The organism is Mycetocola reblochoni REB411 (genome assembly GCF_900163835.1).
Lineage (GTDB): Bacteria > Actinomycetota > Actinomycetes > Actinomycetales > Microbacteriaceae > Mycetocola_B > Mycetocola_B reblochoni.
On sequence record NZ_FUKR01000056.1, the window covers coordinates 64,401 to 88,631 of the forward strand.

The window sequence follows — 24,231 nt, forward strand, 5'->3', positions numbered from 1 at the left end:
TCGTCGCGCGGCGCTATGGCGACGCTATGAGCGGACGGCCGGGACCGGCCCCGCGTCGATAGGCGATCCGCGGCCTCGTCATAGATTCCTCATAGCGAACGCGTCGATACTGATGACGTGAGCGATACGACCTTCTCCTCAGCCCCTCAGACCCGACTCAGCCGCGCCGATGGCAGCGCCGTCAGGGTCCTCGTCGTCGACGACGAGTCGACGCTGACCGAACTGCTGCGCATGGCCCTCAAGTACGAGGGCTGGGACGTGCGCACCGCGGCCAACGGTCAGCAGGCGCTCAGCACGGCGAGGGAGTTCGAGCCGGACGCGATCGTGCTCGACATCATGCTGCCCGACCTCGACGGACTGCAGGTCCTGCACCGGCTGCGTAGCGGGGGCGACGACGTGCCGGTGCTCTTCCTCACCGCGAAGGACTCCCTCGACGACCGGCTCGCCGGGCTCACCGCCGGTGGCGACGACTACGTCACCAAGCCGTTCAGCCTCGAGGAGGTCGTGGCCAGGCTGCGCGGCCTGATCCGGCGTTCCACGCTCCTGCAGGCCACCGGCGACGGGCCGGTCATCACCGTCGGCGACCTCAGCCTCAATGAGGAGAGCCACGAGGTCAGCAGGGCGGGGACCGACATCGAGCTCACGGCGACGGAGTTCGAGCTGCTGCGCTACCTGATGCGCAACCCGAAGCGCGTGCTCAGCAAGGCGCAGATCCTCGACCGGGTGTGGAGCTACGACTTCGGCGGCAAGGCCAGCGTCGTGGAGATCTACATCTCGTACCTGCGGAAGAAGATCGACGCCGGGCGTCAGCCGATGATCCACACCATCCGCGGCGTCGGCTACGTCCTGAAGCCGGCCGTGGCGTGACCCGGCTCAGGGAGCTCACCGGTGCGCTGACGCTCCGGCACCGCCTGGTGCTCATCGTCGTGTCGATCCTCGCCCTCGGCAGCATCGTCGTCGGCTACGCCAGCGTCTTCGCCGTCCAGGGCCAGCTGTACGACCGCGCGGACGAGCAGCTCGGCCGGTCCATCGAGCGGCTGACCGGTCAGAATCCCAACTCGCCGCAGCAGGGCGCGCCCGGGCTGATCGGCGAGCCGGGCCTCGGCCCGGGCGCCCTGGGGGCGAGCTTCGTCAACGGCGAGCTCTACTCCGCCTCGTACCTGGACCTGGATGCCAGGGCCACGGCCCTCACCGATGAGCAGGGGGCGATCCTGACCCGCGCCGCGGAGGGGGCGACGACGTCGACGGTGGACCTGGGCGGCGACGCCGGTCTCTACCGCGTCATGCACGTCCAGCTGGAGCAGGGGATCACCGTGATGATCGGCACACCGCTGAGCGACGTGTCCCTCACGGTGTCGCAGCTCGTCGTCCTCATCACCGTGATCACGGCTCTCGTCCTCGCGGTGGCGGGCGCGGTCGCGTACGGGACCATCCGCCTGGCACTCCGCCCGCTCGACCGGGTGGCGGCGACGGCGGCAGCGGTGTCGAAGCTGCCCCTCGACAGGGGCGACGGCGCGCTGTCGGTCCGCGTCCCCGAGGGCGACGCGGACGACAGGGGAGAGGTCGGCCGCGTCGGGGCCGCCATCAACCGCATGCTCGGCCACGTCTCCGCGGCGTTGCAGTCGCGCCAGGCGAGCGAGAACAAGGTCAGGCGCTTCGTCTCGGACGCCAGCCACGAGCTGCGCACCCCGCTCGCCGCGATCTCCGGGTACTCGGAGCTGGCCAGCCGCTACGGCGACGAGATCCCCGAGGACGTCGCCTACTCGCTGACGAGGATCCGGTCCGAGTCGGCGCGGATGGCCGCGATCGTCGAGGACCTGCTGCTGCTGGCCCGGCTCGACGAGGGACGGGAGCTCGGTAGGGAGGACGTCGACCTGACGATGCTCGTCATCGACGCGGTCAACGACGCCCACGCCGCCGCCCCCGACCACGTGTTCGAGCTCGACCTCCCCGACGAGCCGGTCACGCTCGTCGGGGACCGGTCGCGGCTGCACCAGGTGGTGGCGAACCTCCTCGCCAATGCCAGGGTGCACACCCCGGCGGGCACGCACGTGACGGCGGGGGTGGAGCTGCGCGGGGACGACGTCGTGGTCAGTGTCTCCGACGACGGCCCCGGCATTCCGCCGGAGCTGAGGGAGCGGGTGTTCGAGCGCTTCGTGCGTGGTGACGACTCGCGCTCGCGGGAGACGGGCAGCACGGGGCTCGGCCTCGCGATCGTGTCGGGGATCGTGGGCGCCCACGGCGGTTCGGCCGACGTGAGCAGCGTCCCGGGCGCGACCCGCTTCGAGGTTCGGCTGCCGTTGGCGCCGGCTGCGTCGTCGGCCGAGCTGGCGCCGGCCGAGCCGTCGCCGTCGGAGTCCTCGCCGTCCTCGCCGTCCGATTCGGTGTCGGCCGATGACGCCGACGCCGAACGGAGTCGTCCGGTCGACTAGGCCTCCGGCGCCGCCGTGCCGTCTGGGGTGCTCGTGCCGTCGGGCGCGGCGTCGTCGTCCGGTGCAGCCGTGTCGTCCGGTGCGGCCGTGCTGTTCACCGCGGGCGGGTTCACCAGCACGCTGTCCGCGCTCGACCGCTCCGCCGCGGTCCTCTGGTCCCATGCGGGCCGGCGCAGGCGGTAGAACAGCAGCGGAGGCCCGCCGAGCAGCACGACGACGGCCACGACGACGAGCGGGTACCCGAGCTCGGACAGCCCGGTGAAGCCGCTCGGCCGGACGAAGGCGAGGACGAACGCCGCGGCGCACGAGATCATGCCCAGCCACGCGACGAAGCGCATCGCCGGCGTGCGGTAGCTGCGCACCACGGTCGGCTGGGTGCGGCGGAGCCGGAGCGCCGCCGCGAACATCATCATGTACATGATCAGGTACAGCGCCGCCGCCATGTCGACGAGAGCGATGAACGCCGTGTTGCCGTTCGGCACGAGGACGAACAGCAGCGCGAGCAACGTGACGACCGCTCCCTGCGCCCCGAGGATCCCCACCTGGACGCCGGCGCGGTTGCGCTTCTGCAGGAACGGCGGCAGCAGCCCCGTGCGCGCCGCGGCCAGCAGCCCCCTCGACGGCCCTGCGATCCAGGTCACCACCGACGCGAACGCGCCGAGGGCGATGAGCAGGGACACGACGGGGGTCGCCCAGCCGATGCCCCAGTGGTCGAAGAAGGCCTGGAACGCCAGGTTGATCCCGTTCGTCACGCCGAGCTGGCTCGAGGGCACGGCGACGGCGATCGCGATCGTCGGCAGGATGAACACGCCGAGGATGAGCACCGTCGCGATGAGGATCGACCGGGGGAAGCCTTTTCCGGGGTTCTTGAGGTCGTTCGCGTGGACGGCGTTCACCTCCATGCCGGCGTAGGCGAGCACATTGGACACGACCAGCACGATCGAGGCGATCCCGGTCCACGGCGGGACGACGTCCGACAGGCCGAGTGGGGTCTGCGACCGCTCGCCCGTCCCCAGCCAGACGGCGCCGAGGACGATGAGGAGCACGGCGGGCACGAGGGTCCCGAAGATGCCGCTCCAGCTGCCGACGCTCGCGAACAGCTTGCCGCCGGCCAGGGCGATGAGGGTCGACCCCCAGTAGAGGACGAGGATGACGACCGCCGTGTACACGCCGTTCGAGGCCAGCCCGGGGTTTCCGACGACGAACGACAGACTCGCGGCGATGAAGGCGATCTGCGTCGGGTACCAGACGACGTTCTGGATCCACTGGAGCCAGATGGCGACGAAGCCGGCGCGCTCGCCGAAGGCCTCCCGCACCCAGGTGAACACGCCGCCCTTCCACCCCGTCGCCAGCTCGGCGGCGACGAGCGCGGTCGGCACGAGGAACAGCAGCGCCGGGATGACGAACAGCGCCACCGAGCCGAGCCCGTACGACGCCATCGCCGGCAGCGACCGCAGCGAGGCGACGACGACGACGGTCAGCATGGACAGCTGCATCACGGTCATGAAGCTCGTCGGCCCGGCCGCGGGGGCCCCGATGGCCGGGCCGGCGTGGCCGGGAGGGCGGCGGGACCGGCTGGTGCCGTAGGGGTGAGGCCGCACGTGCTCGGGCGACGGGGCGTGGGTGCCGTCCGCGCGCTCCGGCGGTGTCGGGCCCGTGCGGCCGTCCTCGGCGGGCGTCGGTGGCAGCTGTGGTGAATCGGACATCGTCGCCTCCGTCTCCGCCGGCCTCAGTGGTGGAATCCGCCGTGCTGGGTCTCGGCGGGCAACGGGCCGTCGAGGGCGTCGAGGTAGTCGACCTCGGCGCGCAGGTCGTCGAGGAAGGAACCGGCCAGGTCGTGGCTGAAGCCGCTCCTGACGACGATGCGCTGCACGGTGATGTTGGTCAGCTCGTCCGGCATCGGGTAGGCGGGCACGAGCCAGCCCTTCATCCGGAGGCGGTCGGAGAGGTGGTAGAGGTTCCAGTTCGTCGTGTGGCCCTCGCGCAGGCGCCAGGCGAACACGGGGATGTCGGAGCCGTCGTTCCAGAGCTCGAACTCCGGCATGCGCCCGATCGCGTCGGAGAGGTAGAGAGCGACGTCCCTGGAGGCCCGCTGCACCGCCGTGTACCCGGACCGGCCGAGGCGGAGGAACATGTAGTACTGCAAGAGCACCTGCGCCCCCGGCCGGGAGAAGTTCAGGGCGAAGGTGGGCATGTCCCCGCCGAGGTAGCGCACGCGGAACACCAGGTCCTCCGGAAGCGACGCGACGTCACGCCAGACCACCCAGCCGAGCCCGGGGTAGACGAGGCCGTACTTGTGGCCGGAGGTGTTGATCGACGCCACGCGCTCGATCCGGAAGTCCCAGCTGAGCTCCGGCTGGAGGAAGGGAGCGATCATCGCCCCCGAGGCGCCGTCCACGTGGATCCGCACGTCGAGGCCCGTCCGCTCCTGGATGTCGTCCAGCGCTGCGGCGATCCGCTCGACCGGCTCGTACATCCCCGTGTAGGTCACCCCGAGGATGGCGACGACGCCGATGGTGTTCTCATCGACGTACGCGTCGAGGCCGTCGCCGTCGAGGACCTTGTGCTCCTCGCTGATCGGGACGTACCGCGGCTCCACCTCGAAGTAGTTGCAGAACTTCTCCCAGCACACCTGCACGGCGCTGGAGAGGACGATGTTCGGCCGCTCGGTCGACAGGCCGGCGGCGCGCCGGGCGTGCTGCCAGCGACGCTTCAGCGCCAGGCCGCCGAGCATGCAGGCCTCCGAGGAGCCGATCGTCGACGTCCCGATGGCGCCCTCCGCGGAGGGGGCATGCCAGAGCTCGGCGAGCATCCGCCAGCAGCGCGTCTCGATCTCGGCGGTCTGCGGGTACTCGTCCTTGTCGATCATGTTCTTGTCGGCGGCCTCGAGGTACAGCTTGGAGGCGTGGTCGTCCATCCAGGTGCCGACGAAGGTGGCGAGGTTGAGCCGGGCGTTGCCGTCGAGCATCGACTCGTCGTGGACGATCTGGTAGGCGGTCTCCGGCAGGGACTCGTCGTCGGGGAAGTGGAACTTCGGCAACGACGTCGCCTCCCCCGGGCGGGCGAACACGGGGTTCAGCTCGACGCGCTCGCCGTCGGTGGTGTCTTCGGTGTGGATTCCGTTCTGAGTCATTGACATGCTCCCGGCTCTCAGCGCGAGCGGGGCTCGCGCACCTGGGGCCATCGTATGCCCGTGCCGCGCGGAGGCACACCCCCCTGCCGCGGCCCGCCTGCGCTGCCGCGCCCGCGCCCGCGCCCTCGTCCTGCGTCCGGAGGGGAGGGCGACTTGCGCGGCGCCCCCGCCGGTCCTATGCTGATCTCAAGCCCAAGACCGTAGGTCGTTGTCGTGCGCCTGGCGCACACATCGAAGGCCCTCAGATGAGGCGGCCCGCGCAGGTGTATGAAGTTCTCCTCAGGTTTGTCCTGCGAGCTCCGTGCCTCTGCGCCGGAGCTTTTTTCATGTGCGGACGGTCTCCGGGCACCCGGCCGCCACCGTGGCCGGGACGTACATCTAAGGAGTGGCCATGGCGAACAAGGAAGCCGCGGTTGCCGAGCTCACGGAGTTGTTCCAGAGCTCGACTGCCGTTCTGCTGACCGAGTACCGCGGCCTCACTGTGGCGCAGCTGAAGCAGCTGCGTCGTTCCATCAGTGAGGACGCAAGCTACGCCGTGGTGAAGAACACGCTGACCAAGATCGCCGCGAACAACGCCGGCATCACCGCTTTCGATGACGAGCTCGCCGGCCCGTCCGCGATCGCGTTCGTCCACGGCGACCCCGTCGCCGTGGCGAAGGGTCTCCGTGACTTCGCCAAGGCGAACCCCGCCCTCGTCGTGAAGGGCGGTTACTTCGACGGTAACCCCCTCAGCGCCGCAGAGGTGGGCAAGCTGGCCGACCTCGAGTCCCGCGAAGTTCTGCTCGGCAAGCTTGCCGGCGCCTTCAAGGCCTCGCTGTTCGGTGCCGCATATCTGTTCAACGCTCCGCTGTCGAAGGCCGTTCGCACGGTCGACGCGCTGCGTGACAAGCAGGAGTCCGCGTCCTAAGTCCTTGCGACTTCGCGCGGTGATCACACATCAGTAATAAGGAGAAAACAATGGCTAAGCTTTCCACCGAAGAGCTGCTCGAGCAGTTCAAGGGCCTGACCCTCATCGAGCTCAGCGAGTTCGTCAAGGCGTTCGAGGAGACCTTCGAGGTCACCGCCGCCGCTCCCGTCGCCGTCGCCGCCGCTGGCGCCCCGGCTGCCGGTGGCGCGGATGACGCCGCCGAGGAGAAGACCGAGTTCGACGTCATTCTCGAGGGTGCCGGCGACAAGAAGATCCAGGTCATCAAGGTCGTCCGCGAGCTCACCTCGCTCGGCCTCGGCGAGGCCAAGGCCGTCGTCGATGGCGCGCCGAAGGCCGTCCTCGAGGGCGTTGCCAAGGACGCTGCCGAGAAGGCCAAGGCTGACCTCGAGGCTGCTGGCGCGAGCGTCACCGTCAAGTAATTCCGTCTTCACGGAGTTTCTTCGTCCGGCCCGTCCCCTTTCCGGGGGCGGGCCGGACGTCTGTGTGCGGGCGGGTGACCCGGGCGTCGTGGCTTCACCCGGTCGAGCGGTCGCGATGCGGGCGTCCGCCGGCTCTGCAAGCGCCGGCGGGGCGGCCGGCGGGGCGGAGCGGCCAGGCAGCGGTCGCCGTCGCCGTCGCCGTCGCCGATCGCACGAGCGCGTCCGGACCTGTCGTCCGCGTACGACGACGGCGCCGACGGAACGAACCGTCGGCGCCGTCGTCGTTGTCGTGACTCAGCGGGGCTGCGTCGCGGGTGAGTCGCCCTCGGCCTCGCCCGTGGCCGCGGCCGGCGCCTCGGCCGTGCTGGGAACCTCGACGTCGGGGGCCTCGGTCACCACCGGCTCGGCGACGATCGTCTCCGCGACGACCGTCTCGGAGACGACCGGCTCGGCGACAGCGGCGTCACCCGTCGTTGCCGACGCGTCCGCGGTCGGACGCACGGCGGCGGGGACGAGGGCGACGGCGGCGAGGGCGACCACGACGCCGACGAGCCCGGCGACGAGCAGGCCGACGCCGACGGACAGGTTGCCCTGCGCGCCGTAGAAGTCGAGCGGGGTGGCGTCGGTCGCCGTGAGAGCGGCGGTGAGCGCGCCCTGACTTGTCACGGTCACCACGACGCCCGCGACGAGGGTCACCACGGCGACGGCGCCGCCGATCACGAGCGGCACCTGGCGGCGGCGCTCGGTGCGGGCGGGAGTCTGGGCAGAAGTCATCAGCTATCCAATCGGTGTGCGGCTGCGTACCCGACCACGCTAGGGGGCGAAGCTATGACGAAAGTATGAACACGACGAACGAGTCTGAATGCGTCCTCGGTCCCCCGTCGGCGTCAGGCATCACCGAGCGGGGCGAATCCGGTGCTGGCCCGGAGGACGAGGCGGGTGCGGGCCACCCGGTAGCCGGGGGCCGGCGCGCGGTCGCCCCCGATCATGCCCAGCAGTGCGTGCGCGGCGTCCGATCCCTGCTCCCTCGGGTACTGCTCGACGGTGCTCAGCCCGAACATCTCTGCCTGGCTGTGGCCGTCGATCCCGATCACGCTGAGCTGGCCGGGGATCGCGATGTCCAGCCTCCTCGCGGCGATGATGGCGCCGATGGCGAGCTCGTCGGAGGCGGCGAAGATCGCGCTCGGGCGGTCGGGTGCGCTCAGCAGCGCGGTCGCCGCCTGGAAACCGGAGGGGATCGTCATCTCCGTCGCCGACAGGCGGGCGTTCCCCTGCAGTCCGGCGGCCGCCAGCGCCGTCAGGTAGCCCTCCCTGCGGTGGCGGTGGACGGAGAACTCGTACGGCTCCCTGAGCAGGCCGCCCAGATGGGCGATCCGCGTGTGACCGAGCCCGATGAGGTGGCGCGTCGCCGTCTCGGCGATCGCCCTGTCGTCGAGACCGTACGCTGCGACCCCTGGCATCTCGCCGCCGACGGCGACGAGCGGGATCCCGAGCCCTGCCAACCGTGCGACCTCGTCGGGGCTGGGCTCGGTCGCCACCGCGAGGACGCCGTCGAAGCGGCTCCGGGGCAGGAAGAAGGTGAAGATCCGCTCCCGGTCGGCCGTGTCCGGTCGGGTGGTGTAGAGCGTCATGTCGTAGTCGTGGCTGAGCAGGACGCGCTCGGCACCCTCGATGACGGCGCCGGAGAACCAGCGGTCGTGGTGGGGGGTGAGCACCCCGATGCTCATCGTCCGACCGGTGACGAGACTGGCCGCGTTGGGGGAGCGGACGTAGCCGATCTCTGCCGCGGCCGCCACGACGCGCTCGCTCGTCCCCGGGGAGACCGCGCCGCTGCCGCTCAGCGCCCTGCTCGCCGTCGCCTTGGACACCCCGGCCAGCCGGGCGACGTCGCGGATGGTCGCGGACATGCTCGCTCCTGTGGGTGATCGTCGTCGATGCGCGTGCGGGCGGCCCCGGCATGGAACCGGTTGCACGACTGGTGTCATCGTAGCGGCAGGCGGCAGCCCGGGGCAGCGCAATCCGGACGATGCCCGCCGTGACGTCCGTGCCCCCACCGTTATCCGGAATGGCTTGTGCCGCCCCGTGTGCTCGCATAGCTTGTCCTATGAAACCGGTTCCGCTCGCGGCCGGTCTCGATCGCATGACACTCAATGAGGAGGAGTCCCATGTCAATCACACGTCGTCATCGCGTGTACACCACGGTCGCCACGCTCGGCGTCGCCGGCCTGACGCTCACCGCCTGTTCGTCCGGCCCCGGCGTCCAGCAGGAGTCGGGGGACTCCAACACCGTGACGATCTACGGCACGATCGTCGACGCCGAGGCCGAGCTCCTCGAGCAGTCCTGGGCGGACTGGGCCGAGGAGAACGACATCACCATCAAGTACGAGGGCTCCAAGGAGTTCGAGACCCAGATCTCGGTCAGGGCCCAGGGCGGCAACGCCCCCGACATCGCGATCTTCCCGCAGCCGGGCCTGCTCGCCGACATCGCCGGAAGGGACTACCTGACCCCCGCGCCCGCGGCCGTCGAGGCCAACGTCGACCAGTACTGGTCGGCCGACTGGAAGGCCTACGGCACCGTCGACGACACCTTCTACGCCGCGCCCCTCATGGCCAACCTGAAGGGCTACATCTGGTACTCGCCGTCCCAGTTCGAGGAGAACGGCTGGGAGGTCCCGACCACCTGGGACGAGCTGCTCACGCTCACCGCCGACATCCGTGACGCCACCGACGCCGCGCCGTGGTGCGCCGGCTTCGGCTCGGACGCGGCCACCGGCTGGCCGGGGACCGACTGGGTCGAGGACCTGGTCCTGCGCCAGCAGGGACCCGATGTCTACGACCAGTGGGTCGCCAACGAGGTTCCCTTCACCGACGACCGCATCAAGGAAGCCTTCGACTCGGTGGGTGAGATCCTGCTCAACCCTGACTACGTCAACGCCGGCTTCGGCGACGTCCGCTCCATCAACTCGACCGCCTTCGGCGATGTCGCACCGAAGCTCGTCGACGGCACCTGCGCGCTGCACCACCAGGCGTCGTTCTACGACGGCTTCATCACCGAGGCCGGGGGCACGGTCGGCGAGGACGGCGACGTCTGGGCCTTCATGACGCCGGCGGCCGAGGCGGGCAGCCAGGCCGTCACCGGCGGCGGCGAGCTGGTCGGAGCCTTCAACGAGGACGAGGCGACGCAGAAGGTTCTCGAGTACCTCTCCAGCCCCGAGTGGGCGAACAGCCGTGTCTCGCTCGGCGGCGTCATCTCGGCGAACACCGGCCTCGACCCGGCCAACGCCTCCAGCCCGATCCTGCAGGACTCCATCAGGATCCTGCAGGACGACGCCACGACGTTCCGGTTCGACGCCTCGGACCTGATGCCGTCGGCGGTCGGCGCGGGAACGTTCTGGAAGGGCATCATCGACTGGGTCAACGGGACCGACGTCGACACCGTCACCCAGCAGATCGAGGGCGGCTGGCCCTCCAAGTAGCACGCGACGCACCCCCGTCCCCCGCTGAGGCACGGGGCGGTGGCACCGGGATCCCCGGCGTCACCGCCCCGCTCGGGGGAGGGGCGTGCACCCCGGCCCCCACCGGTCCCTGATCCGACGACGCATCGAAGGCTGACCATGGCAGATTTCTTCAGATGGCTGGCACAGCTGCCGCCACTGGCCCAAGTTCCGATCGTGATCCTGGCGTTCCTCGCCGTGGTGGGCGCGGTCCTGTTCTTCATCGAGATCGCGCCCCGCCGCGGGCGCAGGTACACGATCATCCGTCTGGCGGTGAGCGTCCTCGTCCCGGTCGTGACGGTGTTCGTCGTCGGCTCGTACACCTGGGCGGCCGCGATCGGTGCCGTCGTCGGCGGGATCCTGTTCCTCGTCGACTACCGCTCCCGGCAGGGCGCCGGCTACCTGCTCCAGCTCTGGTGCTTCCTGCTGCCGGCGATCCTCATGCTCGTGATCGGCCTCATCGTCCCGACGATCCAGACCGCCGTCCAGGCGTTCATGAACTCCAGGGGCACCGAGTTCGTCGGCATCGACAACTTCGTCTGGATCTTCACCCAGCCCTCGGGCGTGCGCACCGTGGTCAACACCATCGTCTGGGTGCTGGTCACCCCGGTGGTGTCGACCATCGCCGGTCTCGCCTATGCGGTGTTCATCGACAAGTCGCGCGGGGAGAAGATCTTCAAGGTCCTCGTGTTCATGCCGATGGCGATCTCCTTCGTCGGCGCGAGCATCATCTGGCGCTTCATGTACACCGCGCGCCCCGCCGACCAGGAGCAGATCGGCCTGCTCAACCAGGTCATCGTGTGGTTCGGCGGGACGCCGTACGACTTCCTGGCCAACTCGCCGCTGAACACCCTGTTCCTCATCGTCGTCCTCATCTGGGTGCAGACCGGTTTCGCGATGGTCGTGCTCTCCGCCGCGATCAAGGGGGTGCCGACCGAGCAGCTGGAGGCCGCGGAGCTGGACGGCACGAGCCCGTGGCAGCGGTTCGTGAACGTCACCGTCCCGTCGATCCGCTCCTCCCTCGTGGTCGTGCTGACCACGATCTCGATCGCCTCGCTGAAGGTGTTCGACATCGTCAGGACGATGACCGCCGGCGCCAACGACACCAGCGTCATCGCCAACGAGATGTACACCCAGTTCAAGAACTTCGAGACGGGGCGGAGCGCGGCGTTCGCCGTCGTGCTGTTCCTGCTCGTGCTGCCGATCGTGATCTACAACGCCAGGCAGATCAAGAAGCAGAGGGAGATCCGATGAGCACCGCAACGGAGACCGCGGCCGCGGCCGGCGTCATCCCCGGGCCGGAGACGCCCACCCGACGGGTGAAGCGACGCCTGACCAGCCGGACCGCCACCATCGCCGCCCTGCTGATCGCCATCCTCTGGACGGTGCCGACCCTCGGGCTGCTGGTGTCGTCGTTCCGGCCGCCGCAGGAGGTCGTCTCGACCGGGTGGTGGACGATCTTCAGCAATGTCGGCTTCACGCTCGACAACTACACGAACGTGCTCGCGGCCGGCAACAGCCAGCTGACGATGGCGCAGGCCTTCATCAACTCGATCGCCATCACCATCCCCGCGACCGTGATCCCGCTCGTCATCGCCGCGCTGGCCGCCTACGCCTTCGCGTGGATGGACTTCAAGGGCAAGGACGCCCTGTTCATCGGCGTGTTCGCGCTCCAGATCGTGCCCATCCAGATGGCGCTCGTTCCGCTGCTGCAGCTCTTCGCCCGCGGCGAGATCTTCGGCGTCCCGGTGATCGCGGCCTTCGGCGATGGGGCGGGCTACGCCCAGGTGTGGATCGCGCACTCGATCTTCGCGCTGCCGCTGGCGATCTTCCTGCTGCACAACTTCATCTCGGAGATCCCCGCGGACGTCATCGAGGCGGCGCGCGTGGACGGCGCCAGCCACGGGCAGATCTTCTTCCGGATCGTGCTCCCGTTGACCATGCCGGCTCTGGCGTCGTTCGGGATCTTCCAGTTCCTGTGGGTGTGGAACGACCTGCTCGTGTCGCTGATCTTCGCCGACGGCACGGTCGCGCCGATGACGAAGCTGCTCGCCGAGATCACCGGCAGCCGTGGCCAGGACTGGCCGCTGCTGACCGCGGGGGCGTTCCTGTCGATCCTGGTGCCGTTGATCGTGTTCTTCGCGCTGCAACGCTACTTCGTCCGCGGGCTGCTCGCGGGCTCCACGAAGGGGTAGGGCCGGGGCCACGCGACGCCGCGGGGAGGGACTGTCCCTCCCCGCGGCGTCGCGGTGCGCCGGCCAGCCGGCACGTCAGCGGAGCCGGTCCTCCTCCGCGGCGAGGAGCGCGAACTCCTCCTCCGGGGCGCTGGCCACGAGCCGGTGCCGGCTGTAGAACCAGTAGTAGCCGAGCCCCGCGACAAAGATCGCGGCGGTGATCCCCGCGGCCTGCACGTCGACCACGAAGGTCGCGATGACGGCGACGACGCTGAGCACCAGGCCGATGCCGGTCGTCACGGTCCCGCCGGGGGTGCGGTACGGCCGGGGCATGTCCGGCTCGCGCCGCCGCAGCACGATGTGCGAGAGGTTGAGCAGCACGTACGACACGGCCGCGCCGAAGACCGCGATGTTGATCAGCTTGTCGCCGTTGTTCACCACCGCGGCGAGGACGAAACCGATCGCGCCAGGGACGATGAGCGCCCAGGTCGGCGTCTTGCGGCCGTTCGTCCGCGACAGCCACCGCGGCAGGTAGCCCGCGCGGGAGAGCGCGAACAGCTGCCGCGAGTATGCGAACACGATGGAGAAGAAGCTGGCGACCAGGCCGGCCAGCCCGATGTAGTTGACCACGACCGCGAGCCCCTCGTTGCCGACCGCGCGCAGTGCGTCGGGGAGCGGGCTGCCCGAGGTGCTCATGGCCAGCGACCCCGCGCCGCCCGGCGCCAGGACGAGTACGCCGAGGCCGGTGATCACGAGCACGCTCATCGCCGCGATGATGGCCTTCGGCATGTCCTTGGCCGGGTTGCTCGCCTCCTCGGCGGCGAGGGGTACGCCCTCGACGGCGAGGAAGAACCAGATGCCGAACACCAGGGCGCTGATGACGCCGGGGACGCCGAAGGGCAGGAACGGGCTCGCGCCGACCGCGTCGGTGACGGGGATGTCGAACAGTTTCGCGGCGTCGAAGGCCGGCACCATCCCGACGGCGAAGACGACGAGGGCGACGACCGCGAGCGCGGTGATGGCGAACATGGCCTTCAGCGCCTCGCCCACGCCGATCAGGTGGATGCCGATGAACAGGATGAAGCACACGGCGTAGACCGGCCAGGCGCTGGTGATGCCGAACAGTCCGAGGCTCTCGACGTAGCCGCCGATGAAGACGGCGATGGCGGCGGGGGCGATGGAGTACTCGATGAGGATCGCCAGCCCTGTGGCGAAGCCACCCAGCCGGCCGAGTGCCCGCCGGGCGAAGCCGTAGCCGGCGCCCGCGGCGGGGAGGGCGGACGACATCTCCGCCAGGCCGAAGACCATGCAGCCGTACATCAGGCCCATGAGGACGAAGGCGATGAGCAGCCCGCCCCAGCCCCCGGCGGCGAGCCCGAGGTTCCAGCCGGAGAAGTCGCCGGAGATGACGTAGGAGACGCCGAGGCCGGCGAGCAGGAGCCAGCCGGCGGCACCGCGGCGCAGGGTGCGCTGCTCGAAGTAGACGCGGTCGGCTGTGGTGGATGGCGGGGTGTGCAGCTGTTGTGTCATGACAGTTCCCTGTGTCTCGGTGGTGCTCGGATGACGGTCGTGCGGTGCGGTGCGGTGCGGTGCGGTGCGGTGCGGTGCGGTGCGGTGCGGTGCGGTGCGGTGCGGTGCGGTGCGGCGACGCGTGGCGGGGCGTGGCGGAGCGCTCGAGTCGCGGAGGGGCGGGCTACTCCAGCAGCCAGCTCGGTGAGGCGAGGTAGCGCTCGGCGACGGCGAGACTGCCGGGCAGCTGCTCGGAGAAGAGCGTGCCGGGGAGCGCGTCGGCGCGGTGGGTGACCGTCCAGCCGAGCATCGTCAGCCGCCGCAGCATGCTCAGCGCGCAGGCGCGCTCCAGCCAGCCGTCGTCGGCCTCGGCGTGCTCGCGGTAGCCGGCGACCCAGTCGCGGGCGAGCCGGGGCGCGTAGTCCCTGTGCTCGATGAACGACAGTGCGCTGGCGAAGTCGTAGCCGTACCAGCCGAAGCCGCAGTCGTCGAAGTCGATGACGGTCAGCTCGTCGCCGTCGATCATGATGTTCGACGGGCGAAGGTCCGCGTGGATGAGACCCCAGTGCTCGGCGCCCCTCGGCGCGTCGGCGACCGCGGCGAGGGCGGACGCCTCGGCGCGCTCGAGCAGCCGGAGCTCCGCGTCGGAGCGGACGGCGTGGCGCCAGTCGCCCCAGCGGCAGTCCCGCCCGAGCATGTCGGACAGGTCCCAGCTGAAACGGGAGTGGCCGTCGGGGAGCTGGAAGCCGCGGGAGTGCTCGTGCATCCGGGCCGTCAGCGCGCCGATCCGGCGGTAGTAGGGGGTGGGGTCGTCCAGGTCCTCGAGCACGGTGCCGGCCACGAAGGCGAACGAGACCGCGAACCACCAGGCGTCGCCGTCCCAGAAACGCAGCACGGTCGAACCGTCGGCGAGGGGGATGACGGCGGGGACGGGGATCGCCGTCTCGGTCGACAGCGCCTGCACCCAGCCGAGCTCGGCGGCGATGTCGGAGGGGTCCTCCACGTAGCCGGGGCGGTGAACGCGCAGCACCTGGACCGGGACGCCGTCGACGCTGACCCGGAAGGTGGCGTTCTCGGACACGGCGATGAGCGTGATCGACGTCCGCTCAGGGGGAAGGCCCCACCCGGCCAGCACGGGCCGAGCGAGCCAGCCCGGTGCGGGCTGGCCTTTGGTCAGAGCCTGGAAGGCGGCCAGCGGGTCGGCCGCGGGCGCGCCGGCCCGGTCCTTCCCGAGCAGCGGGACGGGCGCGGTGAGCGTGGCGCTCGGCATGCGGTTCATGGGTTCTCCTCGGTGGACGAGGAGGGCGGGCCCCGCGACAACCGTGGCACGCCCGTGGCCGCCGGAACCACACCGGGCCGGGGTTTTTACCTGACCGTCACGCACCGCCCGGCCCGAAACAAACCATTCGTCTCGCGGGCCGGATTTGTCACCTGCGCGAAACACGGGGGCCACCGCCGGGCGCCGCGGCGAGCCTACGCTGAGGCAGCAGAACAAAACGCCGTGAGGGTCGGGCCCCGCACGCACAGCACAGGCACCGTGAACCGTCACGGGGCAGGAACCGCAACGCACACAGGGAGTGACATGCCCACACGCTCGACCATCATGGACACCAACAGCTACCGGCCCGAGGAGGCCGGCGAGCTGGACGCCGGCACCCGCGAGCTCATCGAGCGCAGGGAGCGCGTCCTCGGCGAGTCCTACCGGCTCTTCTACCGTTCGCCCGTCCACCTGGTCAGGGGCGAGGGTGCCCACCTCTGGGACGCCGAGGGCCGCAGGTACCTGGACATGTACAACAACGTCGCGAGCCTCGGCCACTGCCACCCGGCGGTCATCGACGCCGTCGACCGGCAGATGCGGATGCTCAACACCCACACCCGCTACGTGCACGAGACCATCGTCGACTACAGCGAGCGGTTGCTCGCCACCATGCCGGCCGAGCTCGGCAAGGCCATGTACATGTGCACCGGTTCGGAGGCCAACGACCTGGCCATGCGCGTCGCCCGCGCGTTCAGCGGCGGCGAGGGGATCCTGGTCACCAGGGAGGCGTACCACGGCACCAGCGACCTGACCTCCGGCGCCTCGCCCGCGCTCGGCAGCGGCCAGCCGCTCGCCGCCACGACGCGCATCATCGAGGCCCCCGATGCGTACCGCGTCGACACCGACGACATCGGGCACTGGTTCGCGGACCAGGTCCGCTCCGGCATCGCCGACCTGGAGCTGTCCGGCATCCGCTTCGCCGGCCTGATGATCGACTCGATCTTCTCCTCCGACGGGGTGCTGCCCGGCACCAGGGGGATGCTGCGCGAGGCCGTCGAGGTCGTGCACGCGGCAGGGGGCGTGCTCATCGCCGACGAGGTGCAGCCGGGCTTCGGCCGCACGGGGGAGAGCTTCTGGGGCTTCGGGAGGCACGGCCTCGTCCCCGACCTGGTCACCCTCGGCAAGCCGATGGGCAACGGCATCCCCGTGTCGGGCCTCGTCGCCCGGCCGGAGGTTCTCGCCGCGTTCAGCGACAGCATCCCCTACTTCAACACCTTCGGCGGCAACCCGGTGTCGATGGCCGCCGCGAGCGCCGTCCTCGACACCATCCAGTCCGAGGGACTGCAGCAGCACAGCGCCGAGGTCGGGGCGGAGCTTCTGGCCGCCTACGCGGACCTGGCCGACCGCCACCCGGCGATCGGGGACGTGCGCGGCGCGGGACTGTTCATCGGCTGCGAGCTCGTCTCCGACCCGGCGACGAAACAGCCGGACAGGGGGCTGGCGCTCGCCGTGCTGGAGGAGCTGCGCTCGCGCGGGGTGCTCACCTCCGTCGCCGGGCCGCACGGCAACGTGCTGAAGCTGCGCCCTCCGCTCGCCTTCGACCGAGGCGACATCGACTGGGCCGTCGGCGCGCTCGACGACTCCCTCACGGCGCTCGGCGCCTGAGCGGTCAGGGGGCGATGGAGCGCGAGACGCCCGGCCGTGAGCCGACGGCCGCCACACGGGCCGTCCGCTCGCGGCTGCGCGCCTGGCTGGCGGAGCAGCGCTTCGAGCCGGGGGAGCGCATCGGCACCGAGCGTGCGCTCGCCGAACGGCTCGGCGTCGGCAGGACGCTGCTGCGGGGCGCCCTCGACGAGCTCGAGCACGAGGGCCGCATCCGTCGCACGCTCGGTGCGCAGGGAGGGGTCTTCGCCCACGACGGCCGGATCCAGCGCCACCTCAACACCCTGCAGGGGGTGCCGCAGATGGTGAGGGCGCAGGGGATGAGCGTGAGCACCCGCGTGCTCGGCGTGCAGCTCGGGGTCCCCTCTCCCGACGAGGTGCGGGCGCTCGGCCTGGTCGAGGGCGCGAGCGTGACGCGGGTGCGGCGGCTGCGCAGCGTCGACGGGCCCAGCTGGTCGCTCGACCTGTCCGTGCTGCCGACGGAGCGATTCCCCGGTCTCAGCTCCCGCGACCTCAGCGGCTCCCTCTACCTGCTGCTCGCCGAGGAGTACGGGATGGACCTGGGCAGGGCGGACGAGACCGTCGAGGCGGTTCCCGCGACCGCCGATCAGGCCGAGGCCCTCGACATCGACGCCGGCGCCGCGCTGCTCCGGGTCCGCCGCCGGGCCGTGGACATCGCCGAGCGGCCCGTCGAGTACGCGCTCGACCTGTTCCGCGCCGACAGGACCCGCGTGCACATGCAGCGCTACGGCTCCAACTGGAAGCGCTCCCGGCACTGACGGGGAGCCCGCTGCGGCGGGCATAGGCTGAGCACCATGAGCAGAATGGGCGAGCTGGCCTCGATGGGAGGGGCCAGGGGCCCCGGCGGTCCGCGGAACCGCGTCTCGGGCTCCGACGAGGACGCCCAGCGCAGGGCCAACGAGGACGCCCCCGTGATTCCCGGGCTCGGCCGCCGCATCGCGGCGCTGTTCCGCCCGCACCGGCGCGGTCTCGTCGCCGTCGTCGCGCTCGTCCTCGTCGGGGCGGGGCTGAGCGTCGTCCCCCCGCTGCTCGTGCAGGAGGCCTTCGACGTCGGGCTGTTCCCCGCGGACGGCCGTGTCGACCTGCGCGCCCTCGCCGTCATCGTCGGGGTCATGATCGCCGTGTTCGTCGTGTCCGCCGGCCTGAGCGTCGCCCAGACCCGGCTCACCGCGGGCATCGGCAACAGCGTCATGGGCTCGCTGCGGGTCCAGCTCTTCGAGCGGCTGCAGTCGATGGAGCTCGGCTTCTTCACCCGGACGAAGACCGGCGTCATCCAGTCGCGGCTGCAGAACGACGTCGGAGGCGTGGCCGGGGTGCTCACCAACTCGGTGCAGAACATCCTCGGCAACACCGTCACCGTCATCGCGGCGATCGTGGCGATGCTGCTCATCAACTGGCAGCTCACGCTCGTCGCGGTCGTGCTCATGCCCGGCCTCGTGCTCGTGCAGCGCCGTGTCGGCCGGGTGCGCGCGCGCATCGCCACGCGGACGCAGGAGTCGCTGAGCGAGATGACCTCCATCACGCAGGAGGCACTGAGCATCTCCGGCGTGCTGCTGGCGAAGAGCTTCAACCGGCAGGCGCGCGAGGTCGCCAGGTACCAGGACGAGAACGGCCGGCAGGTGCGCCTGCAGGTGCAGCAGGCGATGAGCGGGCAGTGGTTCTTCGCGCTGGTGAACGTGTTCCTGTCGTCGATCCCCGCGGTCATCTACCTCGTCGCGGGCTGGCTGATCACCGGCGGCGCGACCGACATCACCGCCGGTGCCATCGTCGCGTTCACGACGGTGCAGTCGCGGCTGCTGTTCCCGCTCGTGTCGCTCATGCGGGTGGCGCTGGACGTGCAGACCTCGCAGGCGCTGTTCGCCCGGATCTTCGAGTACCTGGACCTGACGCCGAGCATCGTCGACGCCGACGACGCGGTCGACGTGCCCGAGGGGCCGGCGTCGGTGGTGTTCCGCGACGTGGAGTTCCGCTACCCGGACGCCGCCCCCGGCGCCGCCGCCACCCTCAGCGGGGTCAGCGTCGACATCGAGCCGGGCAGCTTCGTCGGCGTCGTCGGGCCGTCCGGGGCGGGAAAGACGACGATCTCCGCGCTCATCCCGCGGTTCCAGGACGTCACGGCCGGGGCCGTCGAGGTCGGAGGCGTCGACGTGCGCAAGCTGACGCAGAGCTCACTCATCGACCGGATCGGCCTGGTCAGCCAGGAGAGCTACCTGTTCCACGCGAGCATCGCCGACAACCTGCGCTACGCCCGGCCGGACGCCAGCGGCGAGGAGCTGGTCGCCGCGTGCACGGCCGCGAACATCCACGACACGATCTCCTCGTTCCCCGACGGCTACGACACGCTCGTGGGGGAGCGCGGCTACCGGCTCTCCGGCGGCGAGAAGCAGCGGCTGGCCATCGCGCGCGTGCTGCTGAAGGATCCGGAGATCCTGCTGCTGGACGAGGCGACCAGCGCGCTGGACAGCATCTCGGAGCGCATCGTGCAGCGGGCGCTCGACACGGCCAGCCACGGGCGGACCACCATCGCGATCGCGCACCGGCTCTCCACCGTGCAGCATGCCGACCGCATCCTCGTCATCGACGCCGGACGGCTCGTCGAATCGGGGACGCACCCCGAGCTGCTCGCCCGCGGCGGGGTGTACAGCCGCCTGTTCTCCGAGCAGAACGGCTGAGCGAGGCCGCGGCCGTGCGGCTCAGCCCTCGCCGTCGTCCGCGCCGCCCCGCTCGGCGAGCATGTCGCGCATCAGGTCGATCTCCGACTGCTGCGCCGTGACGACGCCGGTCGCGAAGGTCGTGACCACGGGGTTCTCGCTGCGGTCCAGCACCGCCTCGGCCATCTCGATGGCGCCCTGGTGGTGGGCGATCATCAGCGTGAGGAAGGTGCGCTCCGCCTCGACGCCGGACTGGGCCGACAGCTCGTCGAGCTGATCCTGCGTGGCCAGGCCCGGCATGGGCTCGCCGGGGACATGCGCCGACTCCGCCTTTCCGGTGTGGTCGTGCCCCGTGCCGTCCAGTCCCGGCCGGGTCATCCAGGTCATGGACGCCTCGCTGCCGTACTGCGGCAGACCCCACACCGACAGCCAGCCGGACATGATCCCCGACTGCGTCGACTGGGCGGTCGCGATGTCGTACGCCAGGGTGCGGACCGCGTCGTCGTCGGTGAGGTCGCGGACGATCATCGCCATCTCGACGCCCTGGTTGTGGTGGGTCTGCATATCGCGCGAGAAGCCCGCCTCGGCGCTCGTCGTCGTCGGCGTGGTGGTGCCGATGGCGGAGAGCCGTCCGGCGGAGAACGCGACGGCGGCCGCCACGAGCGCGACGAGCACGACGACGAGGACGAGCACGCCCCTGCCCAGCCGGCGCGGCGGGGCGGCGAGGGCACGGTCGAGGTCCTCGTCGCTCATCGCCAGCGTCTGCGCGGTCTCGCTTCCGTCCAGGCGCGGCCCGTCGACGTCGAGGTCGTTCTGATCGTGCCGCCCGTCGGTTCCGTCGGTCGCGGGCGAGGGGCGATCCCCTCGCCCGGCTCCCGTCGACACTGCTACGCCTTGCCCTCGCCGGTCACGCCGCCCACGCAGGCCGCGCCGGGCTCGGGGACGGAGTCGCTTCGCCAGTAGTTCTCGAAGAACTCGGGGATGCGCGCGTCGTCGGCCGAGTCGACCTTCAGCTGCGCGCCCCAGGCGCTGACGGCGATCGGGGTGTCCATGCCCTCGTAGGGGGAGAGGATGGCGTAGGTGGAGGGCATCAGGCTGCGCAGCGTCTCGAGCTCCTCGTCGGAGATCGAGGGGTCGTAGGTCACCCACACCGCGCCGTGCTCGAGCGAGTGCACCGCGTTCTCGTTCACCTGCGGCTCGGTGTAGATGCCGCAGTTCAGCCAGACCGGGTTGTGGTCGCCGCCCGCCGGAGGGGTGACGTCGTAGCTGACCGGGTCGGTGGTGTGGTTGTTCGTCTCGGTGTAGGTCTCGACGCCGTCGATCGTGGCGTCGCCGCCGCCGGCCGTGTAGGTGGCGTAGCGCGGGATGCTCGCGACGATGGCGAAGGTGAGCACGCCGGCGACGGCGACGCCGCCGACCACGGCGGCACCGATGCCGAGGCGCTTGTTGCGCTTCTTGCGCTCCTGCTCCTTCTTGAACGCGGCGACCTTCGCCTCGCGCTGGGCCGCGCGCTGCTGCTTGATGGTCTGCTGGGTCGCCGGGTTGCCGCTCGACGGCTTGCCTGGGTTCTGGGGATTCGGGGTCACGGGTGGCCTCTCGGAGTGGACGGGGTCGTCGGTGCGGAACGCCCGGGGACGCGGAATTGTTCCAGCGGGACCAGATTAGGCTGACAATGCTGGGATCCCGCCGTCATACTCCTCGTCGTCGCCGCACGGGGGCGCCCGTCAGGCTAGGCTCGATCGAAGCGTCACACGACGACAGGTGAAGGACTGCAGTGAAATACGCGAACACGATCGTCGACCTGATCGGCGACACCCCCCTCGTCCGGCTGAACAGGGTCACGGAGGGCATCGAGGCCACCGTCCTGGTGAAGGTCGAGTACCTCAACCCCGGCGGCTCCAGCAAGGACAGGATCGCCGAGCGCATCCTCGATGCGGCCGAGGCCTCCGGCCAGCTCAGGCCCGGCGGCACCATCGTCGAGCCCACGAGCGGCAACACCGGCGTGGGCCTGGCCCTCATCGCCCAGCAGCGCGGCTACCGCTGTGTGTTCGTGCTGCCAGACAAGGTCGGCGAGGACAAGCGCAACGTGCTCACCGCCTACGGCGCCGAGATCGTCGTCACGCCGACATCCGTCGCGCCCGAGGACCCCGACTCCTACTACAGCGTCTCTGACCGGCTGGTCACCGAGATCCCCGGTGCGTTCAAGCCCAACCAGTACTTCAATGAGAACGGGCCCCGCAGCCACTACGAGACCACCGGTCCCGAGATCTGGCGCGACACCGAGGGGCGCGTGACGCACTTCGTCGCCGGCGTCGGCACCGGGGGGACGATCACGGGGACCGGCCGCTACCTCAAGGAGGCCTCCGACGGGGCGGTGCGCATCATCGGCGCCGACCCGGAGGGCTCGGTCTACTCCGGCGGCACCGGGCGGCCGTACCTGGTGGAGGGCGTCGGCGAGGACTTCTGGCCCGGCGCCTACGACCCGACCGTCGTCGACGAGGTCATCGCCGTCACCGACGCGGAGTCCTTCGCGATGACGCGCCGGCTCGCCCGCGAGGAGGGGCTGCTCGTCGGCGGCTCCAGCGGCATGGCCGTCGAGGCGGCGCTGCGCGCGGCGCGGACGCTCGGCCCCGACGACGTCGTCGTCGTGCTGCTTCCCGACGGTGGACGCGGCTACCTGGGCAAGATCTTCAACGACACCTGGCTGCGCTCCTACGGCTTCGCCGAGGACCCGGACGAGGCCACCGTCGGCGACATCCTCGACGCCAAGAGCGGCAGCATCCCTCAGCTGGTCCACGCGCACCCGGCCGACACCGTGCACGACGTCATCGACATCATGCGTGAGTACGGCGTCTCCCAGCTGCCGGTGCTCACCGCCGAGCCGCCCGTCGTCATGGGCGAGGTGAGCGGCACCCTGTCCGAGAAGGCGCTGCTCGACGACGTCTTCAGCGGCCGGGCGTCGATGACGGACGCGGTCGGCGGGTTCTCCGGGCCGCCGCTGCCGCTCATCGGCGCGAACGAGACCGTCGCCGCCGCCCGCGAGGCCCTCGCCGCGACCGACGCGCTGCTCGTCGCCCGCGACGGCAAGCCGACCGCCGTCCTCACCCGCCAGGACCTGCTGACCTTCCTGGCCCGCTGACCCCGGTGACCACCATGACCGCCCCGTTCCCTCCCGTCGGCCCGCTGCGCCGATGTCGCGCCTGACGCCGCCGCACCCCCGGCCCCACCGGGCCACCCCGTCACGCACAGGAGAGAACGAACCATCATGACCACCGCACCCGACCGCCGCTTCGCCACCCTCGCCATCCACGCGGGCCAGAGCCCCGACGCCACGACCGGCGCCATCATCCCGCCGATCTTCCAGAGCTCCACGCACGTCCAGGACGGCGTCGGCGTGATGCGCGAGGGGTACGAGTACAACCGCTCGGCGAACCCGACGCGGACATCGCTCCAGGAGCAGCTCGCCGCGCTCGAGGGCGCCGACCACGCCTTCTCCTTCGCCTCCGGCCTGGCCGCCGAGGATGCGCTGCTGCGCGGCCTGCTCACGCCGGGCGACCACATCGTCATCGGCAACGACGTGTACGGCGGTACCTACCGTCTGATCAACAGGGTGTTCGGCGCCTGGGGCGTCGAGCACAGCGTCGTCGACCTCACCGACGCGGCGAGCGTCGAGGCGGGGATCACCGAGCGCAGCCGGATCCTCTGGGTGGAGACGCCCTCCAACCCGCTGCTGTCCGTCGTCGACATCGCCGCGCTCGCCGAGCTCGGGCACCGGCACGGACTGGTCGTCGTCGTCGACAACACCTTCGCCACGCCCGCACTCCAGCAGCCGCTGGCCCTCGGCGCCGACGTCGTCGTCCACTCGACGACGAAGTACATCGGCGGCCACTCGGACGTGCTCGGCGGCGCCGTCGTCACCTCCGATGCGGACATCGCCGAGAAGGTCGGCTTCCAGCAGTTCGCCGTCGGCGGTGTCTCCGCGCCGATGGACGCGTGGCTGACGACGAGGGGCCTGAAGACGCTCGACGTGCGAATGCGCAGGCACAGCGAGAACGCCGCACGCGTCGCCGAGGCGCTCGGCCAGAGCCCCGCCGTCGAGCGGGTGTACTACCCCGGCCTCGCCGACCACCCCGGGCACGCGATCGCCGCGCGCCAGATGCGCGGCTTCGGCGGCATGGTGTCCGTCACGCTGACCGGGGGTCCCGAAGCCGCGGCCGCGCTCGTCGCGAGGACGCGCGTCTTCCAGCTGGCGGAGTCGCTCGGCGGCGTCGAGTCACTGATCTCGCTGCCCGCGCGGATGACCCACGCCTCCGTGGTCGGGACGGAGCTGGAGGTCCCCGCCAACCTGGTGCGGCTCTCCGTCGGCATCGAGGACGTCGACGACCTGGTCGAGGACCTGACGGCCGCGCTCGCCGGCCTCTGAGGGGCGGCCAGGGCGATCGCCGTCCGGTGCGGCCGATCACCCCGACCAGGCCTCCCGGGGGCCCGGTCCGGACGATAGGCTGTCGGCGAGAACACGCCCCCGCCCGCGCTGCACAGCCAGAAGAAGG

The 24,231-nt window shown here is 70.8% G+C and carries 20 protein-coding genes; 12 read left to right on the plus strand and 8 right to left on the minus strand.

Going from position 1 to position 24,231, the window contains the following annotated elements; all coding sequences use genetic code 11:
• Positions 1-117 precede the first annotated feature (117 nt).
• Both FM119_RS10075 and FM119_RS10080 read left to right on the plus strand, forming a co-directional pair.
• Positions 118-867, plus strand: coding sequence for a response regulator transcription factor (locus tag FM119_RS10075; protein WP_087137702.1), 750 nt, complete (start codon positions 118-120; stop codon positions 865-867).
• Positions 864-2,432, plus strand: coding sequence for a sensor histidine kinase (locus tag FM119_RS10080; protein ID WP_087137704.1), 1,569 nt, complete (start codon positions 864-866; stop codon positions 2,430-2,432). The genes FM119_RS10075 and FM119_RS10080 overlap by 4 nt, the downstream gene beginning before the upstream one ends.
• Here the strand turns inward: FM119_RS10080 and gadC are convergent.
• Positions 2,429-4,138 carry a glutamate/gamma-aminobutyrate antiporter GadC gene (gene gadC, locus FM119_RS10085; protein ID WP_087137706.1) on the minus strand — a complete coding sequence of 570 codons (1,710 nt, stop codon included), beginning with the start codon at positions 4,136-4,138 and terminating at the stop codon, positions 2,429-2,431. The two genes, FM119_RS10080 and gadC, sit on opposite strands and share 4 nt — an antisense overlap.
• Before the next feature lie 23 nt (positions 4,139-4,161).
• Positions 4,162-5,565, minus strand: a complete 1,404-nt coding sequence (gad, locus tag FM119_RS10090; RefSeq protein ID WP_179205289.1) for a glutamate decarboxylase — start codon at positions 5,563-5,565, stop codon at positions 4,162-4,164.
• A 391-nt stretch (positions 5,566-5,956) separates the two neighbouring features.
• Here gad and rplJ point away from each other — a divergent pair, with 391 nt between their 5' ends.
• The gene (gene rplJ / locus FM119_RS10095) at positions 5,957-6,472 is read left to right on the plus strand and encodes a 50S ribosomal protein L10 (protein ID WP_087137710.1); all 516 of its coding nucleotides are present in this window, start codon (positions 5,957-5,959) and stop codon (positions 6,470-6,472) included.
• A gap of 50 nt (positions 6,473-6,522) precedes the next feature.
• A complete protein-coding gene (gene rplL, locus FM119_RS10100) occupies positions 6,523-6,912 on the plus strand; it encodes a 50S ribosomal protein L7/L12 (RefSeq protein WP_087137713.1) in 390 nt (129 codons plus the stop codon).
• Positions 6,913-7,206: 294 nt separating this feature from the next.
• Here the strand turns inward: rplL and FM119_RS10105 are convergent, their stop codons facing one another.
• Together FM119_RS10105 and FM119_RS10110 are read right to left on the minus strand one after the other, a co-directional pair.
• Positions 7,207-7,686, minus strand: coding sequence for a hypothetical protein (locus FM119_RS10105; protein WP_143822680.1), 480 nt, complete (start codon positions 7,684-7,686; stop codon positions 7,207-7,209).
• A gap of 113 nt (positions 7,687-7,799) precedes the next feature.
• Positions 7,800-8,819, minus strand: coding sequence for a LacI family DNA-binding transcriptional regulator (locus FM119_RS10110; RefSeq protein WP_087137718.1), 1,020 nt, complete (start codon positions 8,817-8,819; stop codon positions 7,800-7,802).
• Positions 8,820-9,077: 258 nt separating this feature from the next.
• On the opposite strand from FM119_RS10110, the gene FM119_RS10115 reads away from it, so the two are divergent.
• The 3 genes from FM119_RS10115 to FM119_RS10125 all read left to right on the plus strand — a co-directional run bounded on the left by FM119_RS10115 (position 9,078) and on the right by FM119_RS10125 (position 12,601).
• A complete protein-coding gene (locus FM119_RS10115; RefSeq protein WP_087137720.1) occupies positions 9,078-10,388 on the plus strand; it encodes an ABC transporter substrate-binding protein in 1,311 nt (436 codons plus the stop codon).
• 138 nt (positions 10,389-10,526) lie between these two features.
• Positions 10,527-11,660, plus strand: a complete 1,134-nt coding sequence (locus FM119_RS10120; RefSeq protein ID WP_087137722.1) for a carbohydrate ABC transporter permease — start codon at positions 10,527-10,529, stop codon at positions 11,658-11,660.
• Positions 11,657-12,601, plus strand: a complete 945-nt coding sequence (locus tag FM119_RS10125; RefSeq protein WP_087137724.1) for a carbohydrate ABC transporter permease — start codon at positions 11,657-11,659, stop codon at positions 12,599-12,601. Before FM119_RS10120 ends, FM119_RS10125 begins: the two co-directional genes overlap by 4 nt.
• Positions 12,602-12,676: 75 nt before the next feature.
• Here FM119_RS10125 and eat read toward each other — a convergent pair whose 3' ends face one another.
• Entirely contained in the window at positions 12,677-14,110 is a 1,434-nt protein-coding gene (gene eat / locus FM119_RS10130; protein WP_087137727.1) for an ethanolamine permease, read from the minus strand.
• Positions 14,111-14,273: 163 nt separating this feature from the next.
• Complete coding sequence (locus FM119_RS10135) at positions 14,274-15,368, minus strand: phosphotransferase enzyme family protein (protein WP_087137729.1); 1,095 nt, start codon at positions 15,366-15,368, stop codon at positions 14,274-14,276.
• A gap of 303 nt (positions 15,369-15,671) precedes the next feature.
• On the opposite strand from FM119_RS10135, the gene FM119_RS10140 reads away from it, so the two are divergent.
• Genes FM119_RS10140 through FM119_RS10150 form a run of 3 tightly spaced genes read left to right on the plus strand, consistent with a single transcriptional unit; the run spans position 15,672 to position 19,702 of the window.
• Positions 15,672-17,012 carry an aspartate aminotransferase family protein gene (locus tag FM119_RS10140; protein ID WP_087137731.1) on the plus strand — a complete coding sequence of 447 codons (1,341 nt, stop codon included), beginning with the start codon at positions 15,672-15,674 and terminating at the stop codon, positions 17,010-17,012.
• Between the two features lie 14 nt (positions 17,013-17,026).
• Positions 17,027-17,788, plus strand: coding sequence for a GntR family transcriptional regulator (locus FM119_RS10145; protein WP_087137734.1), 762 nt, complete (start codon positions 17,027-17,029; stop codon positions 17,786-17,788).
• 45 nt (positions 17,789-17,833) lie between these two features.
• Positions 17,834-19,702 carry an ABC transporter ATP-binding protein gene (locus tag FM119_RS10150; protein WP_245827438.1) on the plus strand — a complete coding sequence of 623 codons (1,869 nt, stop codon included), beginning with the start codon at positions 17,834-17,836 and terminating at the stop codon, positions 19,700-19,702.
• Between the two features lie 21 nt (positions 19,703-19,723).
• Here the strand turns inward: FM119_RS10150 and FM119_RS10155 are convergent, their stop codons facing one another.
• Both FM119_RS10155 and FM119_RS10160 read right to left on the minus strand, forming a co-directional pair.
• Positions 19,724-20,566, minus strand: coding sequence for a DUF305 domain-containing protein (locus tag FM119_RS10155; protein ID WP_245827433.1), 843 nt, complete (start codon positions 20,564-20,566; stop codon positions 19,724-19,726).
• Positions 20,567-20,568: 2 nt separating this feature from the next.
• Positions 20,569-21,267: a DUF3105 domain-containing protein gene (locus FM119_RS10160; protein WP_087137736.1), complete on the minus strand. Its 699-nt coding sequence runs from the start codon at positions 21,265-21,267 to the stop codon at positions 20,569-20,571.
• Positions 21,268-21,455: 188 nt separating this feature from the next.
• Here FM119_RS10160 and FM119_RS10165 point away from each other — a divergent pair, with 188 nt between their 5' ends.
• Positions 21,456-22,820: a cystathionine beta-synthase gene (locus tag FM119_RS10165; protein ID WP_087137738.1), complete on the plus strand. Its 1,365-nt coding sequence runs from the start codon at positions 21,456-21,458 to the stop codon at positions 22,818-22,820.
• A 126-nt stretch (positions 22,821-22,946) separates the two neighbouring features.
• On the plus strand, positions 22,947-24,104 hold the full coding sequence (locus FM119_RS10170; RefSeq protein WP_087137740.1) for a cystathionine gamma-synthase: 1,158 nt from the start codon (positions 22,947-22,949) through the stop codon (positions 24,102-24,104).
• Positions 24,105-24,231 lie beyond the last annotated feature (127 nt).

Excerpts from the sequence above, each read along its gene's own strand:
- gadC (WP_087137706.1), bottom strand. The coding sequence starts at position 4,138 with ATGTCCGATTCACCACAGCTGCCACCGACGCCCGCCGAGGACGGCCGC.
- gad (WP_179205289.1), bottom strand. The coding sequence starts at position 5,565 with ATGACTCAGAACGGAATCCACACCGAAGACACCACCGACGGCGAGCGC.
- rplJ (WP_087137710.1), top strand. The coding sequence starts at position 5,957 with ATGGCGAACAAGGAAGCCGCGGTTGCCGAGCTCACGGAGTTGTTCCAG.
- rplL (WP_087137713.1), top strand. The coding sequence starts at position 6,523 with ATGGCTAAGCTTTCCACCGAAGAGCTGCTCGAGCAGTTCAAGGGCCTG.
- FM119_RS10105 (WP_143822680.1), bottom strand. The coding sequence starts at position 7,686 with ATGACTTCTGCCCAGACTCCCGCCCGCACCGAGCGCCGCCGCCAGGTG.
- FM119_RS10110 (WP_087137718.1), bottom strand. The coding sequence starts at position 8,819 with ATGTCCGCGACCATCCGCGACGTCGCCCGGCTGGCCGGGGTGTCCAAG.
- FM119_RS10115 (WP_087137720.1), top strand. The coding sequence starts at position 9,078 with ATGTCAATCACACGTCGTCATCGCGTGTACACCACGGTCGCCACGCTC.
- FM119_RS10120 (WP_087137722.1), top strand. The coding sequence starts at position 10,527 with ATGGCAGATTTCTTCAGATGGCTGGCACAGCTGCCGCCACTGGCCCAA.
- FM119_RS10125 (WP_087137724.1), top strand. The coding sequence starts at position 11,657 with ATGAGCACCGCAACGGAGACCGCGGCCGCGGCCGGCGTCATCCCCGGG.
- eat (WP_087137727.1), bottom strand. The coding sequence starts at position 14,110 with ATGACACAACAGCTGCACACCCCGCCATCCACCACAGCCGACCGCGTC.
- FM119_RS10135 (WP_087137729.1), bottom strand. The coding sequence starts at position 15,368 with ATGAACCGCATGCCGAGCGCCACGCTCACCGCGCCCGTCCCGCTGCTC.
- FM119_RS10140 (WP_087137731.1), top strand. The coding sequence starts at position 15,672 with ATGCCCACACGCTCGACCATCATGGACACCAACAGCTACCGGCCCGAG.
- FM119_RS10145 (WP_087137734.1), top strand. The coding sequence starts at position 17,027 with ATGGAGCGCGAGACGCCCGGCCGTGAGCCGACGGCCGCCACACGGGCC.
- FM119_RS10150 (WP_245827438.1), top strand. The coding sequence starts at position 17,834 with ATGGGCGAGCTGGCCTCGATGGGAGGGGCCAGGGGCCCCGGCGGTCCG.
- FM119_RS10170 (WP_087137740.1), top strand. The coding sequence starts at position 22,947 with ATGACCACCGCACCCGACCGCCGCTTCGCCACCCTCGCCATCCACGCG.